Genomic DNA, 17,088 nt, shown 5'->3' on the forward strand with positions numbered 1-17,088 from the left:
ATGCAGCATACTTCTACTTATTATTCCCTTTGCGTACCTTTAACAGCTTACCCTTTACGGTTGTATTCTTCATAATCTCAAGCACCAATGGACCCTTGCCATTCAGAATCTCGACATCTGTCACATTATCTAGAATCGTAATGATCCCGATATCATCTGCGTTGACTCCGTCAAGCTTAGCGATGGTCCCCACGAAGTCGACAGCTCTAAGTTTTTTCTTCTTACCGCCGTTAAAGTTCAGCTTCATAATCTGTTGGTTTAATTGCTCGCGCTTATCTTTTTTGAGTGCGGTTTTTACATGCAGTTTTTGCTCAAAATCTTCTCTACGGAGGTCAACAGCCTCTTCTGAGGGAGCCTTTACCTGCGGAATCGCGAATCCAATATATGCTTCGATATCAGCTAATCTTCGGCCATCCTTAGGAGTGATGAGGGAAATGGCCTTCCCCGTTTTGCCAGCACGTCCCGTACGTCCTGTGCGGTGAACATAGCTTTCCTTCTCAAGGGGAATATCGTAGTTAATGACATGGGTGATATTCGTGATATCAATTCCTCGTGCGGCAACATCTGTTGCAATCAAGTAACGAAATTGACCCCTTCTGAATGCATTCATTACCTCAAATCGCTCGTCTTGCTCCATGCCACCATGAATGCGATCACATGGATATTCAAGATCAGCCAATGCCCTGAATAATGTATCTACATTCTCCTGCGTACGACAGAAAATAATGCAGCTGTCAGGATTCTCAACAATGAGCAGATCTTGCAGTAGTGCCAGCTTGTCTGACTCCTTCACCTGAATAAGAGAGTGATCAATTGTAGCGGTCGTTATACCAGTCGCTTTAATCTCAATTCTAACAGGATCTTTCATATATTTACGTGACAGTGTGGCTACGTCCTCAGGGAAGGTAGCGGAGAATAACATGGTAACCCGATCACTAGGCAGCGCTTGAATAATCGACTGAACTTGCTCGATAAAGCCCATATTCAGCATCTCATCAGCTTCATCAATCACGAGATAGGCAATCCGATCTAACGGTAACGTCCCTCGTTCAATATGATCCAGTACACGTCCTGGCGTACCTACAGCCACATGCGTCCTTTGTTTTAACTCAGCCTTTTGGATATGAAAAGGATGTTTCCCATAAAGGGGTGTTGCTTTGATCCGCTTAAAGCGTCCAATATTCGTGATGTCTTCGGTGACCTGTAACGCGAGTTCACGGGTTGGCGTCAGGATTAAAGCTTGGGGCTTATTCTCATTCCAATCTACTAGCTCACAGATTGGAATGCCGTAGGCTGCTGTTTTGCCGCTACCTGTTTGCGATTTGGCGACAAGATCCTTCTTTTCAAGCGCCACAGGAATGACTTCCGTCTGAATCTCTGTTGGCGTCTCATAGCCCAGGCTATTCAGCGCTCTTACAATTTCTTCACTTAATGCGTAATCTGTAAAATGCTTCTGACTCATTTTCAACCTCTTCTGCGCTGTATTTGAATACCATTACATATATAATGTCATCGTGTATCGAACTTATACTCATCTAGTATACTCTATATCCAGACAGCAAAGGGAGGCCATGAAGGCATGGGTATCAGCATGTTTCCATATCCGCATGCGTGAAAACATGTGTTACGAACAAAGGGCACCCAATCGGGTGCCCTTTGAACTGCCGTTAGCGCGGAAAATCGTATCAAAAGTATTGTTACGATGAAAAGTGAACCCAATCTCTCCCTTGGACAGCATCCATCTTTTTAAAGAAAATTTGAGCGCGTTTATTCTCGGTAGAAGTTATCCAGGCCATATGAGCATAGCCTTGATTTCGTGAGTATTTTTGACATTCTAAAAAAAGCTGTGTTTCTACTTCTGTATCTCTAAATGGTTCCAATACAAATAGATCGTTCATAACAGTGACTTTGTCTGCTTTCATCGTGCTAAAGGTAAAGAATAATGTAGCAAAGCCGATTAATTCTCCATTTTGTTCCGCCACAAATTGTATACCGCTTTGCTGCTCAAAAAGGGTGTGTATCAAATTATGGATTTTTTCGATAGGTGGCCTAGGGTTTTGATAAAAACCAACGATGTATTCATACATTAACTCGGTTAAACTGTTTAAATCATCAGGCTTAGCGTTCCTTATTAAAAATGACATTAGATGCACTCCCTTTTTTATTAGTTTTGAATTATTATACATAATAAAGCATATATATTCAAAACTGAATTCATTCCGAATTACTTAAGAAGTGTAAGTGTCACCTCTATCGTGTTATCAATAAATGATCGTTCTGGACGAGACTTTATCATTACGGTCAGTCCAATTAACGATACGACTAGCGCCTGTGATACAGCCTTCGCATTGAGCCCGATCTCAAGCTCACCTGATTGTATACCTCTTTCAATGGTTTCTTGAAATATAACCGCTAGGTACATTTGATGCTCCCTTGTAAGAATTTCAAACTTCTCATCATGGGGCGCAAGTTCAACCATTGTATTAATGCAAAAGCATCCTTTTCTAGGATTTTCCGCATATTCCTCATCGACCACACCTTCAAAGAAAGTCCGAAATGCTTCTTTTACAGATGGATTGCTTTGAAGTTTGGTTCGGATCAGAGAAGCACGGGACATCATGTATTTGCGCAGCGCAGCTTCGAACAATTCTTTTTTGCCTCCAAAAGTGGAATATATACTGGGTCGTTGAATTTCCATTCTGGAAGTTAAATCACTCAATGAGGTAGCTTCATATCCCTTCTCCCAAAATATTTGCATAGCTGCATCTAATACTTTATCTTCGTCAAATTCGCGGATTCGTCCCATAATCAATACCTCTCATTGTTCGTAATTTTATTCTTAATTCCATGACTCTGATCATAATTGTTAGGGGTCTTTATTTGCGTACCAGTTAGTATGTTATTATCTTATAATTAGCCCGTTATATTGTCAAATGCAGATTGGTTTATCGCACCAAGGAGATATCAGTATGAGGATAAATCAAAGATTTTTACTATATTTATTGACAGTACTCTTTTTAATGAGTTATATTTACTGGGAAAAATATTTTACCGATCGGTATGATATTTTACCGATATTTAATTAACATACAAAGAAAGCTATTAGAATAGGAGAGATGGACGATGGAGATAGGTATTACTTCGTTTGTAGAAACAAAGCCCGACGTTCAGACAGGTGAAGTGATAAGTCACGCACAGCGATTGCGCGAAGTTGTCGAGGAAATTATCCTTGCTGATCAAGTGGGGCTTGATGTGTTTGGTGTAGGTGAGCATCATCGGAAGGATTATTCTGCATCTTCACCAGCAGTTGTGCTGTCAGCGGCTGCAGCGCAGACGAAACGGATTCGGCTGACCAGTGCAGTGACAGTGCTTTCTTCAGCTGATCCCGTTCGCGTTTTTCAGGATTTTGCTACGCTGGATGGTATTTCGAATGGACGTGCGGAGATTATGGCGGGTCGAGGTTCCTTTATTGAATCTTTTCCACTGTTCGGCTATGACTTGGAAGACTATGATGAGCTGTTTGAACAACATTTGGAATTGCTCCTTAAAATACGGGAGTCCGAAAAAGTAACCTGGAAAGGCGGACATCGGCCAGCAATTAACAATTTGGGTGTGTATCCACGGCCGGTTCAGAATCCTTTACCCATATGGGTTGGCAGCGGGGGCAGGCAGGATTCTGCTATCCGGGCAGGTCTGTTAGGACTGCCCTTGATACTCGCGATCATTGGCGGGAATCCGGTAAATTTTGCACCACTTGTCCAGCTTTATAAGAAGGCAGCAGCGCACGCCGGTCATGAGGAATCAAAGCTTAGGGTTGGGTCGCACTCGATAGGATTTGTCGGAGAGAATAATGAGCAAGCTGCAGATACATATTTCCCTTCTACGATGGCAGGTATGAATAGATTGGGCAGGGAGCGGGGCTGGGCACATTATGATCGTTCTAGCTACGATGCCGCGCGCAGCTTTGAAGGTGCGCTGTATGTCGGCGATCCAGAGACTGTTGCCCAGAAGATCATTCACCTTCGCAAACATGTAGGTGTTACTCGCTTTATGTTGTATGTTCCGTTAAGCACGATGCCGCATGCCGAAGTGATGAGAGCCATTGAGCTGCTAGGAACAGAGGTAGCACCCCGAGTTCGGAAGGAAATAGCCAAGTGGGAAGCGGAGACGGAGAAAAGATTGTAAAAACCAAACATAGGAGTGATTTGCATGGATTTTGAAAATCGTTTATTACCAGAATTAAGGGCAGTAATCGCACAATTTTCTGGTTTTCAACTGGAAGAGAATTTAGAGCTGAGCAGAAGCTATTTGTCTAGTCCTCCTATTGAGCAGTCGGAGCACGTACGCACGACAAGCCGGATGATTCCGAGTGTAGCAGGCGAGATATTAGTCAAAATCTACGAACCTGCTCAGCGAACTGACGTTAGGCTTCCGGCCATGCTGTGGATTCACGGGGGAGGCTATGTGATGGGCCATCCTGATATGGACGATGCTTTGTGCGAACGCTTCGTGCAGGCGGCCAAATGCGTCGTCGTATCGGTCGATTACCGACTTGCTCCTGAGCATCCCTACCCGGCTGCCATCGATGACTGTTATGCCGCTTTGACGTGGATGACCGACGAAGCGGAGCTGCTGGGCATTGACTTAGATCGGGTCGCCATTGCAGGAGCAAGTGGGGGCGGCGGGCTGACCGCAGCACTTGCTTTAATGGCTCGTGACAAAGGTGGGCCAGCCCTCATTTTCCAAATGCCGCTGTATCCGATGATCGATGACCGCAGTATTACGGCGTCAAGTCATGAAATTACGGCCGATAACGCACCATGGAACCGGAAGAACAACTTGGCGGCCTGGAACATGTACTTAGGCAATCGTACCGAAGATAGCGAGGTGTCCCCATATGCGGTGCCGTCGAGAGCAGAAAGCTTGGCTGGCCTGCCGCCGGCTTATACGTGCGTAGGCCAGCTCGATCTATTCCGAGATGAGACGATCGAATATGTGGGACGCCTTGCCCAAGCGGGGGTGGACGTCGAATTCCATCTGTATCCCGGCACATTCCACAATTTTGAGGGAATAGTTCCACAAGCAGAAGTAAGCCAACGTGCTAGCCAAAGTTATGTAGACGCAATTGCAAGAGCCCTTAATCCTTAAACTATTAAATAGGCAGTCTCCAAAGTGATATGTTCCCAAAAGAGTAGGCAGGTTAAAACTTGCTACTGTAAGGGGAGCATATCACTTTTTGCATCAACCTTTTTTTGTCATTTCGGAGTTGTTTGGGATAAAGGAGCACCAGGTTTTCAGTCGCCCCGCAATGATGTAAAGTTTTTCGGGTAAAATCTTTACTTTTACATGTAGCAGATAATAACCTTACATTCTTATAATTGGTAATGTAAGCGATTTATTTAAGAGTAGGAATATTAAAAAACTATACGTATGAGGAGGAGATTGTATGTCGAAATTTAAAGTGGGCAAGTTGGTAAGCAGCTTGGCGTTGGCGGGTGTGTTGTTATCATCAGTTCTGATAAACCCGGCTAGTGCCAGTATGGCGAACGGTGGCAAATTCCTGGGGAATGTCATTGCGGGCAGTGTCCCTCCTAGTTACGGGACATACTGGAATCAAGTGACGCCGGAAAACTCGACTAAGTGGGAATCGGTTGAAGGCAACCGTAACAACATGAACTGGTCACAGGCCGATACCGCCTACAATTATGCCCGTAGCAATGGCTTCCCGTTCAAGTTCCATACGTTGGTATGGGGTGCCCAGGAGCCAGGTTGGGTTAGGGGGCTGTCGGCTGCTGATCAGAAAGCGGAAGTGACTCAGTGGATTAAAGCAGCAGGTCAACGCTATCCGAATGCGGAGTTTGTAGATGTGGTGAATGAGCCGCTGCATCAGAAGCCGTCCTATCGCAATGCCATTGGTGGTGACGGGTCGACCGGATGGGATTGGGTCATATGGTCGTTCCAACAGGCCAGACAAGCCTTCCCCAATGCTAAGCTGCTGATCAATGAATATGGAATTATCAATGATCCTTCGTTAACCGACCAATATGTCAATATTATTAATCAGCTCAAGAGCAGAGGCCTGATTGACGGAATTGGTATCCAATGCCACCAGTTTAGCATGGACACTGTTTCAGTTAACACGATGAACACTGTACTGAACAAGCTGGCGGCAACAGGATTGCCAATCTATGTGTCGGAGCTGGATATAACTGGCGACGACAACACCCAGCTTGCCAGATACAAGGAGAAATTTCCGGTATTATGGAAGCATTCTGCGGTGAAGGGAGTTACGCTCTGGGGGTATATCCAGGGACAAACTTGGAAGCCGAACACACATCTGCTGAACTCTAACGGCACGGAACGTCCCGCGCTCCAATGGCTGAGACAATATCTGCAAAGATAAGCTATGGGTGGCACTTAAACCCCAACAGATGCGAACTTTTGCCAAATGTCTGGGCTGGGTAGATGTTTATTTGAAGAAGTCTTGGCTGAAATGTTATACGCCCAAGGCTTCTTTTTATTTAGCTTAAACGAGGAGTGCCCTAATGAAGGGAAGGAACCACTTCATTAGGGCACTGGAGATTTACTACCACTATCGATCACTGCCAGTTTGTATGAAAGGACCCTGCTGCATCACTTCGTTCATAAGTATGGGCACCAAAATAATCCCTTTGTGCTTGCAAAAGGTTAGCATTTGAAATGCCTGTCCGGTAACTATCGAAATAAGTAAGTGAAGCACTTAAACATGGAAACGAAATAGCAGAATTAATACCCTCACAGACTACTTTTCGCAATCCCAATTGATATTCTTTAACTTTTTCAGCAAAATACGGGGCGATTAATAGATTAGCCAAATTCGGTTGTTCTTGATATGTTTCGCTTATTACGTTTAAGAATTCTGCACGAATGATGCAACCACCACGGAAAATAAGGGCAATATCCTGTAAAGGTAAATTCCATCCGTAAAGCTCAGAAGTCATTTTATATTGTATAAATCCTTGCGCGTAGGCACAAATTTTACCCATATAAAAAGCTTGTCTAATGTACTCAATCCACACAGCTTTATCTAAACTTCGCTGATCAATCTCTGGGCCTGTCAGGATATTTCCTGCATAAACTCGTTCTTCTTTTAAAGAGGAGATGTAACGGGCAAACAATGACTCTGTAATAATGGATGATGGGATTCCATGATCAATTGCTTGAATACTTGTCCATTTACCTGTGCCCTTTTGCCCTGTTTTATCCAGAATCACATCGATCAGAGGTAAGCCTGTTATTTCATCTTTTTTTCGTAAAATCTCTGCGGTAATTTCGATTAAATAACTTTTCAGTTCCCCTTGATTCCATGTTTCAAAGATGTCGGCAATTTCATTAACAGATAAACATAGCCTCTTTCTTAAAAATGTATAGACTTCTGCGATTAATTGCATATCTGCATATTCAATTCCGTTATGTACCATTTTTACAAAGTGACCGGATCCTTTTGGACCCATATAAACACAGCAAGGATCTCCGCCCACTTGGTCTGCTATTTTTGTTAGAATAGGAGCTGCTTTTTCATATACGTCTTTATCTCCACCAGGCATGATTGAAGGTCCATGTAAAGCCCCAACTTCGCCGCCGGAAATACCGATTCCTAAATAACCGATTCCTTTTGACTTCAATTCATCATATCTACGTTCCGTATCTTTGTAATGGGAGTTACCACCGTCCATGATCACATCGCCTGCTTCAAGGAAGGGTACTAATGTACCTATTACCGAATCAACCGGTTTGCCCGCTGTTACCATAAGGAAAATTTTCCTTGGAGTTTTTAAGGAGCAGACAAAATCTTGAATTTCGTAGTAGGGATGGATGGAGTGACCTTCACTTTTTTTGACAAGATCGTCCGTTAAATCCCTCGTATAATTATAGACAGCGACTTGCTCGCCTTTACCAGCCATGTTTAAGGCGATATTACGGCCCATTACCCCTAAACCAATGACACCAATTGTGTTGGACATTTTTTCTGCTCCTTTTGTTTGAAATGAATAGGCCGTAGATCCTCACTTATAAACTTAGAAGATTCTAAGAAAAATAAGTGGGGGATCTACCGCCCGGGAATCGTGGTTTATACGAATAAACTTAGTACTAAAATAAATCCTAATCCGGCTACCGAAATGATGGTCTCAAGCAATGTCCATGTTGCAAATGTTTCTTTCATGCTTAAACCAAAATACTCTTTAAACATCCAGAAACCAGCATCGTTAACATGTGAAGCTATTAAACTACCCGCTCCCGTGGCGAGCACAACTAAAGCAAGATTAACGTCGGATTGTCCTAACATCGGTATAACTAAACCAGCGGTTGTTAAAGCTGCAACAGTTGCAGAACCTAAGGAAATACGTAAGATTGCAGCGATGATCCAGGCAAGTAAAATGGGTGATAATGTAGTTCCATTGAATAATTCAGCTACATAGTCGCCTACGCCGCCATTAATCAGTACTTGTTTGAAGGCTCCGCCGCCCCCAATGATTAAGAGCATCATCCCAATATGAGTAATAGCCGTTGTACAAGATGCCATTACATTTTTGATTGGGATTTTTCTTGCTATTCCCATGGTGTAGACAGCTACCAGTAAGGAAATTAACATGGAAGTTGATGCATCACCAATAAAACGGATCGCTGCTAGTAAACTATTATCTTCAAATCCCATTGTTTTTTGAAGCAAAGTTATAATCGTAGCAATAGACATTAAAATGACAGGAAGCATTGCAGTAAATACACTGATTCCAAATCCAGGAGTTTCCTCGGACTTAAATACTTTTTGTTCACCTAAAGAGGCAATATTACCAGTTTTCGTAAATGATGCAGGTACGAGTTTTTTGGCAAGCTTCGTAAATACAGGTCCAGCTAAGATAACGGTTGGAATGGCAATAATGAAACCGTAAAGTAAAACCTCACCAAGGTTCGCGCCATATTCACGGGCAATAACTGTCGGCCCTGGGTGTGGAGGTAAGAAACCGTGTGTTACGGATAAAGCTGCAATCATCGGAATACCGAGATGTAAGATAGAAACCTTTAATTGTTTTGAAATGGCAAATACGATTGGAATTAATAATACTAATCCTACTTCAAAAAATAGCGCTACACCGATAATGAATGAAGCAGCTACGACCGCCCATTGAATATTTTTTTCACCAAATTTGTCTACGAGGGTCATGGCAATTCGTTGAGCACCACCAGAATCAGCGATCAACTTACCTAACATCGCTCCAAGTCCAAAGATTAACGCTAAGTGACCAAGGGTTCCGCCTAATCCGGCTTCGATGGTTTTGACAATTTCCTCTAATGGCATTCCAAGTGCTAGAGCGACACCGAACGATACAATGATTAATGAAATAAAGGTGTTCAATTTGAAGCCCATGATTAAAACGAGTAATGCTAAAATTCCAATCGCTACGATAACTAATGGCATTGTAATTACCCCCTGCTTTTTATCTTTTTAGTGTTTAATTAAGCTTCTTTGATAATTGGAAATCCGTGTATAATCGTCTTCTAATACTCTGGATAGGTTAATGAAAATCGGCAGCAATTTCCTGTATTCCTTGGTTGCTTCTTCTTTTGGTGTATGTTTGTTGGTACTGCCAACCATTTCAGAGACGACTTCAAAGGACTGGATTTTTCCGGTGGCATACAAGCCTAAAATACAAGCTCCTAGACAAGAACTTTCGTAGCTTTCTGGAACGACGACTTCAGATGCGAATATATCGGACATCATTTGCCGCCAAACTTCTGACCTCGCGAAGCCTCCAGTAGCTTGAATTCGGGTCACGGGACCGTCCATGCATTCAGTTAATGCCAAAAATACGGTGTACAAATTGTAAATGACTCCTTCTAGGGCTGCGCGAATCATATGTTCTTTCTTGTGTGACATCGTCAAACCGAAGAATGAGCCACGTACATCTGGATTCCATAATGGCGCACGTTCACCAGCCAGGTATGGATGGAATAACAATCCGTCAGATCCTGGTCTTACACGTTCAGCAATCTTGGTTAGTACATCATATGGATCAATTCCTAGTCTTTTCGCTGTTTCTACTTCTGATGAGGCAAGTTCGTCACGGATCCAGCGAAGGACCATCCCGCCATTGTTCACCGGCCCCCCAATAACCCAGTGCTTTTCTGTTAAGGCATAACAAAATATTCTTCCCTTTTCGTCTGTTTGAGGCTTGTCTATAATGGTTCGAATGGCACCGCTTGTCCCAATTGTGACGGCAACCTCGCCTTTTCGTATCGCATTTACACCTAGATTAGAAAGGACTCCATCGCTAGCTCCAATAACAAACGATGTTTGTGGATCGATCCCCATCTTTTTTGCTAAATCTGAATCACAGTTGGTAAATATCTGGGTTGTTGGCACGAGCTCAGATAATTGAGAAGGGGTTATACCCGCAATTTTTAATGCTTCTTCATCCCAATCTAATTTTTCTAGATTCATCATGCCCATGGCAGAAGCTAGGGAATAATCCACTACATATTGATCAAAGAACTTTTTGAAAATATATTCTTTAATTCCGATATACTTTTTAACCCTGACAGCGGTTTCAGAAAGATCATTCACAATCCAAGCTATTTTTGTTAAGGGTGACATGGGGTGAATGGGTGTTCCTGTTCGTTTATAGACTTCATGGCCATTCAGCTCATCTTTTATTTTATGTGCCCATGCTTCACTTCGATTATCTGCCCAAGTAATACAAGACGTAAGCGGGCGGTCATGTTCATCCATCGCAATGACACTATGCATGGCACTGCTAAATGAAACAAACGATAGCTTTTTTTGTGAGTGATATTTCATGATATTCGAAATGGCCTGTAGGACAGCCTGAAATATCTCTTCTGGATTTTGTTCAGCTGTCGCTATGTCCGGTGTATAAAGCGGGTATCCAATATTCTCTTGTTGGATGACTTCGCCCTTTTCGCTAAATAGAACGGCTTTCGTACTTGTGGTCCCGATATCTACACCCAACATATAGTTAGTCATTTGGTTGCACGACTCCTTTAGATAGCATTTGTTGTGACATCCATAGGTCTTCTACTTTACCTTGAACATCATCAAAGTTTTCATGTAAAGACTTGATCATGAGGTCTCTATCTTTTGCTTTGATTGCTTCAATATAAAGTTCGTGATTGTTTATAATCCGTGTAAAATCTTCATACTTTTCTTTGAAACGCATACGCATCGACAAAAGAATGAGACTTTCCATAACAGGCTTTAGATTATTCCAAATCATCAGAATATGAGAATGATTGACTGCACGAATAATCGTTTCATGGAATAAGACATCTTGATATGAAAACTCATCAGCATCACCATATTTAATGGCGACTTTCATCATTTCGAGTATTTTACTAAGTTCCTTCGCCAAATCATCAGTGTCCATCTTTACAAGACGTTCAAATACGAAGGATTCTATGAGCAGACGGACATCATAAATTTCTTCTATTTCTTTTTCTGATAAACCAATAACAACGGCTCCCATTCTTTCTAATCGAATGATATTTTCGGATGCCAGTATTTTTAACGCTTCACGAATGGGTGAGCGACTTACAGTGAAATCAGCAGCTAGTTTATTTTCAGATAATATGGTACCGCTTTCAATCCCGCCAGAAATAATGCGCATTCTAAGCTCGGAAGTTACGCGATCACCAGCTGAGGCTTTTAAAAGCCATTTGGAGGGATATAGGAATTCTGATTCGACCATCATTTCACCTTCTCAATTAATCAAGTATACTTGTATACAGGTATTATAATCTTAAATTTTAAATTTGCAAGCGTATTCATTAAATTTGTTTTGTAAGCCTGTTCGGACTTTTTTGTGCAAATGCACAATCAATTTCGTCTGTTCTTCAATATTTTTCACATACAGCAATCGATATAATGAAAGCGTAATCAAAAATTGCCCGGGGGGTTAGACAGATGGAAGGATTGACGATCAGTTGGATAGGGGCTCTGGCAGGGCTGGCTATTGCAATTATTCTGATATTAAGAAAGCTGAATCCGGTTTATGCTTTATTTTTGGGAGCTATTGTAGGCGCTTTATTGGGCGGAGCCAATCTGGAGCAGACGATCAGCGTGTTAATAAGCGGTACGCAAAGTGTGATGGGGACGGTCATTCGTGTGCTTGCCGCAGGTGTATTGGCAGGCGTAATGATGGAATCCGGGGCGGCGGAGACGATTGCGCAGGCTATTGTAAAGAAATTTGGCGGTAGTAAAGCGATACTCGCACTAGCCTTAGCGACGATGATTATTACGGCGGTAGGTGTATTTATTCCCGTTGCCGTGCTGATTGTGGCACCTATTGCATTGTCGGTCGGTAACAAAATGGGGATTTCCAAGCTGGCGCTCCTGTTGGCTTTGTCTGGAGGCGGAAAAGCGGGGAACATCATCTCTCCCAATCCTAATACGATTGCGGCGGCGCGCGGATTTAATCTGGATTTAAGCCACGTGATGTTGGCGGGCGTGGTTCCTGCGATATGCGGTTTAATCATGACTGTATTGGTGGCATCTATGTTGAAAACCAAAGGTGTGAAGGTGTCCGACCAGGATATTATGGACAGTGATGTCGATACATCGAAATATCCAGCGTTGGGACGGGCGATTGTAGCCCCGCTGGTAGCTGTTATTTTGCTGATGATTAACCCGATTGGTTCCATCTCCGGCATTGAAGCACTTTCGAGTTTCAAGGTGGATGCGATGTACATTTTGCCGATCGCCGGGATTGTGGGTATGCTGGCCATGGGACAAGGGCGCAATATCCTGAAGTATTCGGCCTCCGGTTTAAATAAAATGACAGCGACTGTGCTGATTTTGATCGGTGCAGGCGGGATTGCCGGTCTGATCTCTGCCTCCAACTTGTCTGCACAGGTGGTTGGCCTGATTGAAGCTTCGGGAGTTTCCGGTACATTTTTGGCACCGCTTGCAGGTATTCTGATGGCAGCCGCCACGGCGTCCACCTCGACGGGAGTTATTTTGGCGACAGGCTCGTTTGGGGAAGCCATTCTGAACATGGGGACGGCCCCGCTCGCCGCAGCTGTGATGGTGCATACAGGAGCTACAGTCATTGATTCCTTGCCGCAGGGCAACTATTTTCACGTCACGGCAGACAGCATGAAAATGAGCATTAAACAACGGATGGGATTGATTCCTTACGAAGCTATTGTGGGTGGGACGATGGCAATTGTAGCGACACTCATGTATGGATTTTTACTTTAATATTTACAATGGGGTGAGAAGATGAGAGAGAAAACATTTGTGCTGGCACCAGATTCTTTTAAAGAAAGCATGACGGCTAAAGAAGTGTGTATCGCGATGGAGAAAGGACTGCGCAAGGTCTATCCAGCAGCGAATTACGTCCACGTACCGATGGCGGACGGCGGTGAAGGAACGGTGCAGTCACTGGTGGATGCGACAGGCGGACAGGTTCGTTATATTGAGGTGACAGGACCACTTGGAGAACCTGTAACTGCTGCATACGGCTTGCTGGGAGACGGCACCACGGCGGCAATCGAGATGGCATCCGCCAGTGGAATCCATCTGGTTAACAAGGATAACAAGAACCCGTTAAAGACAACCACCTACGGTACAGGGGAGTTAATCCGTGAATGTCTGAACCAGGGAATTCGAAAAATTATCATCGGCATTGGCGGAAGCGCGACGAATGATGGCGGTACAGGCATGGCGGAAGCACTGGGCGCCAGATTTCTGGATGCAACAGGCAATACTCTTCCGCGCGGTGGCGGTAGTCTGGGCGAGCTGGCCAGTGTCGATATTTCATCACTGGATGGCCGGTTGCAGCAGGTACAACTGATTGTAGCCTGTGATGTGACAAATCCGCTGTGCGGAGAGCATGGGGCCTCTCAAGTATTCGGGCCACAAAAAGGGGCAACCCCGGAGATGGTGCAGCAATTGGATGCCAATCTTGCCCATTACGCCGATGTGGTGAAGCAGCAACTAGGCAAGGATGTGCGCGATCTCCCAGGCGCAGGCGCAGCAGGTGGATTGGGTGCGGGCTTATTGATTTTCACTCAAGCGGCGCTGCAAAAAGGCATTGAAATTGTGATTGAATACACCGGTTTAAAACAAAAGCTTGCCACGGCCGATATCGTTTTGACGGGGGAAGGCGGTATTGATTTTCAGACTAAATTCGGTAAAACTCCTTATGGAGTAGCTCAGGCGGCCAAACAGTCTGGCAAAAAGGTTATTGCGGTTGCAGGTTATATCGGGGAAGGGATCGACACGTTGTACAAGGAAGGAATAGATGCGGTGTTCGGCATCGTACCGGGAGCCTCGGAGCTCGGTAAGCTGCTGGCCGAAGGGCCGCAAAACGTAGAGCGTACGTGCGAGAATATCGCAAGAGTACTTCAATTCAGCGAGAAGTGAACCGAATAATACGAGCGCTCGCCTGTAATCCCGAGCTTAGCTAAAGCCGGATTGACTGAGAAATTGGGAGTGCGGCGAGCGGATACATGATATTTCTGGCGTATGGTCAGGGGCGTGAAACAGCTGTTCATTGATACAGTGCCAATAAGCCGTGCGTAAGCTCAAAAAGCTGAAGGAGATTCCGGGGATCTTTACCAGTTAAGGTATGGATGCGCTTCAGGCGGTATTGCAGCGTATTTCGGTGAATGTTTAATTCATCTGCCGTAAAGGAGACACTGCCGTTATGGTTAATAAAGCTTCGCAGCGTATCCAGCAAATCCACGGTATCCTCCAGCTTGCTCACCAGATAGATCGTGTTCGTCAGGTTCGTTTGACTCAATTTGACCAGAAATTCGACTTCCGCAAAAGAAATTTTTTGCACAGGCGGGCGCAAAGCCAGTAAAACATTCATAGCTGACTTGGCTTGCATATAAACATCCGCAATGTTGTGCTCTTGTCTGCTGACCGTAATCAGCACATCGGGATGGCTGCGCACAAGTGGCTCTAGCAGTTTGTCTGTCGGTTCCTGATTTTGTATTAGGACGAGATAACAATCTTCCTCCATACGAAAGGAGGGATGCTGCATGAATATATTGGACAACTCGGCTAAATGAGCTGGATCAGCAGGCAGATACTTTACATATACAGCCGAAGTTTTTAGAAGCAAATCAATGTGATATTGAGCTGCTTCTTTTTTTATTTTTTGCGTGTAGGCTCCCTGATGATTCAATAACATTTCCAGCACAGATTTTTTGCGATTGGCTTCATAGGCCAGATGCTCCAATGAGATGCGCTGTTCGATCAGGAGAGATACTGTAGTTTTAACAATATTGCAAAAAGGACGCACTTCATCAGGATTGCCTGAAATACCAATCACGCCAACTAACTCATGATGAATGACAATCGGTTCGTTGGTTCCCTTTTTCTCATAGTGGCCGTCCTGCCACACTTCAATCATTTTCCCGGTTTCGAGCGCCTGAACAGCGCCTTGGTGAATGGTTCCGATTCGTTCACTCTCGCCGCTGCCAATGATGATGCCTCGTTCATTCATTATATTGATATTGTATGGAATATCCTTCATCATTTTGTCTACGATGTCTTGGGCTTGTTTTTCGGAGAGCTGAAACAAATCCGGATTCCTCCTTTATCTATCGTGATATAGTGTACCTTAATGTACTACCTTTATGAAAGGGTTTCCAATTTATTGTGCATCTGAACAATATGATAAGGCAGGTCGCCGAGCATGTCAGTCCATTTTATCATAGATGTGAAGAATCGTTGTACGCAAAAAAACAGGGCTCTAAGGAGCACCTGCTTTTTGTGTCTATCCTTTTTATTGCCAGCCACGCTGACTAATGACGAACCTCGCGGAAGCTATAGATAATGTCGTGCAGTTCTTTCTTTAAACGGCCGTCTTTAGACGCTGGGGCATATCCTAGCACCTGGTAGTAATCCTTTTCGGTCTCTATAATCGCTACGTGGGTGATATATTTATCCACATCTTTTTTACCTTTAATCGCGAACTCAAGGGCAGGATATCCATGAATGGTTGTATTAGAGACAGGTCCTACACTGGACAGGTTCCACTCTTTGGTTAAGTTATTTTCAGCTTTCTTACCATACTGTTGGAGAGTTATATTGCCCAATTGCTTTTTCGAGTGGGATAGTACCACAACGGACTTTTGAATGTACGGATTAAATATCGCAATCTCTGCTTTTCCTTCACGGTCCGGATCTGTTGACCAGTCCAGTGGGGCTGTGATTTGAAATCGTCCATCTTTACTCACATAGCTTTGCTCTTTCTTGCTCACTGGAGCTTCAGGAGGCACGTAACTATTTGCCAGTATAAAAATAGCATTTACAAACGAGGCTCCCAAGATCACTATGGCGGTAAAAAATATAAACAGCGAACGTTTCATTGTCTTTTTGCTAATCGGCTCTAAATCCCGTACCTTTACAACATATGTACCTGCAGCTAAATCACCAATTCGTTGTCTAGATGCAGTTACTAACACGCTGATACCAGCAGGTATCCCACCCATTAGCAACGGATTGGTATCGATTAGCCTGAGCAGCGTACGAATGAGTGATTTAAGAAAACCAGGAGGCTTACCTTCCCCGTTAACCACCTTAATACGAAAGACGAACTTACCCAGCGTATAGCCTGTGTAACCTTCCAAAAGCAAATAATAGCTGAAGAAAGCAATAAGCAGAATACAACGGGATGCAATCGCTAAAGGCCAAAACCATCTATCCGTTATTTGAATGACAGAAATAAAGAAACAAATATACCCAAGATAAAAAAATATGCAATCAAAAACTGTTGCTCCCCACCGTCTAAACAGAGTAGAGTTCCCGTATGTTTTTGATAACGCCGCCATCCTGTTTGGATCTACCCCATAATTTTGACCATGCCGAATGTACATCTGTCTTGAAGATTCCTGCGGGTTGTGTGGTACGTGCTGTTCGTCCAAAAAATACACCTCTTCTTAATAATTAAAAACACACTCCTTATATTAACGGTCATTTTACAATCCATGTTTAGGAAAACATTCTATAAACAAAGAAATTATTATAAATATCCCTTCCTCTCATTTACTCTATAATTGGAAGAAGAAAGTAACGAT

At 43.7% G+C, this 17,088-nt stretch carries 14 protein-coding genes; 5 read left to right on the top strand and 9 right to left on the bottom strand.

Features of this window, described 5'->3' with window-relative positions; all coding sequences use genetic code 11:
• Positions 1 to 13: 13 nt before the first annotated feature.
• The 3 genes from ACEN8J_RS22790 to ACEN8J_RS22800 all read right to left on the bottom strand — a co-directional run bounded on the left by ACEN8J_RS22790 (position 14) and on the right by ACEN8J_RS22800 (position 2,806).
• Entirely contained in the window at positions 14 to 1,462 is a 1,449-nt protein-coding gene (locus ACEN8J_RS22790) for a DEAD/DEAH box helicase (protein ID WP_029518884.1), read from the bottom strand.
• 235 nt (positions 1,463 to 1,697) lie between these two features.
• Positions 1,698 to 2,144: a GNAT family N-acetyltransferase gene (locus ACEN8J_RS22795; RefSeq protein ID WP_029518883.1), complete on the bottom strand. Its 447-nt coding sequence runs from the start codon at positions 2,142 to 2,144 to the stop codon at positions 1,698 to 1,700.
• Positions 2,145 to 2,224: 80 nt separating this feature from the next.
• Positions 2,225 to 2,806 (bottom strand): TetR/AcrR family transcriptional regulator, encoded by a 582-nt coding sequence (locus tag ACEN8J_RS22800; RefSeq protein ID WP_029518882.1) that lies wholly within the window; start codon positions 2,804 to 2,806, stop codon positions 2,225 to 2,227.
• A 317-nt stretch (positions 2,807 to 3,123) separates the two neighbouring features.
• On the opposite strand from ACEN8J_RS22800, the gene ACEN8J_RS22805 reads away from it, so the two are divergent.
• From ACEN8J_RS22805 to ACEN8J_RS22815, 3 genes are all read left to right on the top strand, one after another.
• Positions 3,124 to 4,185 (top strand): LLM class flavin-dependent oxidoreductase, encoded by a 1,062-nt coding sequence (locus tag ACEN8J_RS22805; RefSeq protein WP_029518881.1) that lies wholly within the window; start codon positions 3,124 to 3,126, stop codon positions 4,183 to 4,185.
• Positions 4,186 to 4,209: 24 nt separating this feature from the next.
• Positions 4,210 to 5,148 (top strand): alpha/beta hydrolase, encoded by a 939-nt coding sequence (locus ACEN8J_RS22810; protein WP_029518880.1) that lies wholly within the window; start codon positions 4,210 to 4,212, stop codon positions 5,146 to 5,148.
• 298 nt (positions 5,149 to 5,446) lie between these two features.
• Positions 5,447 to 6,403, top strand: a complete 957-nt coding sequence (locus ACEN8J_RS22815; RefSeq protein WP_342445204.1) for an endo-1,4-beta-xylanase — start codon at positions 5,447 to 5,449, stop codon at positions 6,401 to 6,403.
• Positions 6,404 to 6,599: 196 nt separating this feature from the next.
• Here ACEN8J_RS22815 and gnd read toward each other — a convergent pair whose 3' ends face one another.
• The 4 genes from gnd to ACEN8J_RS22835 form a co-directional block, all read right to left on the bottom strand.
• Positions 6,600 to 8,003, bottom strand: a complete 1,404-nt coding sequence (gene gnd / locus ACEN8J_RS22820; RefSeq protein ID WP_029518878.1) for a decarboxylating NADP(+)-dependent phosphogluconate dehydrogenase — start codon at positions 8,001 to 8,003, stop codon at positions 6,600 to 6,602.
• Positions 8,004 to 8,110: 107 nt separating this feature from the next.
• Positions 8,111 to 9,457 carry a GntP family permease gene (locus ACEN8J_RS22825; protein ID WP_029518877.1) on the bottom strand — a complete coding sequence of 449 codons (1,347 nt, stop codon included), beginning with the start codon at positions 9,455 to 9,457 and terminating at the stop codon, positions 8,111 to 8,113.
• Positions 9,458 to 9,484: 27 nt separating this feature from the next.
• Positions 9,485 to 11,023, bottom strand: coding sequence for a gluconokinase (gntK, locus tag ACEN8J_RS22830; RefSeq protein WP_495594000.1), 1,539 nt, complete (start codon positions 11,021 to 11,023; stop codon positions 9,485 to 9,487).
• Complete coding sequence (locus tag ACEN8J_RS22835) at positions 11,016 to 11,747, bottom strand: GntR family transcriptional regulator (RefSeq protein WP_029518875.1); 732 nt, start codon at positions 11,745 to 11,747, stop codon at positions 11,016 to 11,018. The genes gntK and ACEN8J_RS22835 overlap by 8 nt, the downstream gene beginning before the upstream one ends.
• A 212-nt stretch (positions 11,748 to 11,959) precedes the next feature.
• On the opposite strand from ACEN8J_RS22835, the gene ACEN8J_RS22840 reads away from it, so the two are divergent.
• The gene (locus tag ACEN8J_RS22840; protein ID WP_025719225.1) at positions 11,960 to 13,255 is read left to right on the top strand and encodes a GntP family permease; all 1,296 of its coding nucleotides are present in this window, start codon (positions 11,960 to 11,962) and stop codon (positions 13,253 to 13,255) included.
• Between the two features lie 21 nt (positions 13,256 to 13,276).
• Positions 13,277 to 14,422: a glycerate kinase family protein gene (locus ACEN8J_RS22845; protein ID WP_029518874.1), complete on the top strand. Its 1,146-nt coding sequence runs from the start codon at positions 13,277 to 13,279 to the stop codon at positions 14,420 to 14,422.
• Between the two features lie 127 nt (positions 14,423 to 14,549).
• On the opposite strand, the gene ACEN8J_RS22850 is transcribed toward ACEN8J_RS22845, so the two are convergent.
• Entirely contained in the window at positions 14,550 to 15,590 is a 1,041-nt protein-coding gene (locus ACEN8J_RS22850) for a CdaR family transcriptional regulator (RefSeq protein ID WP_029518873.1), read from the bottom strand.
• Positions 15,591 to 15,813: 223 nt separating this feature from the next.
• Complete coding sequence (locus ACEN8J_RS22855; RefSeq protein WP_029518872.1) at positions 15,814 to 16,935, bottom strand: RDD family protein; 1,122 nt, start codon at positions 16,933 to 16,935, stop codon at positions 15,814 to 15,816.
• Positions 16,936 to 17,088: the final 153 nt, after the last annotated feature.

This window comes from Paenibacillus sp. Paensp38 (genome assembly GCF_059491915.1).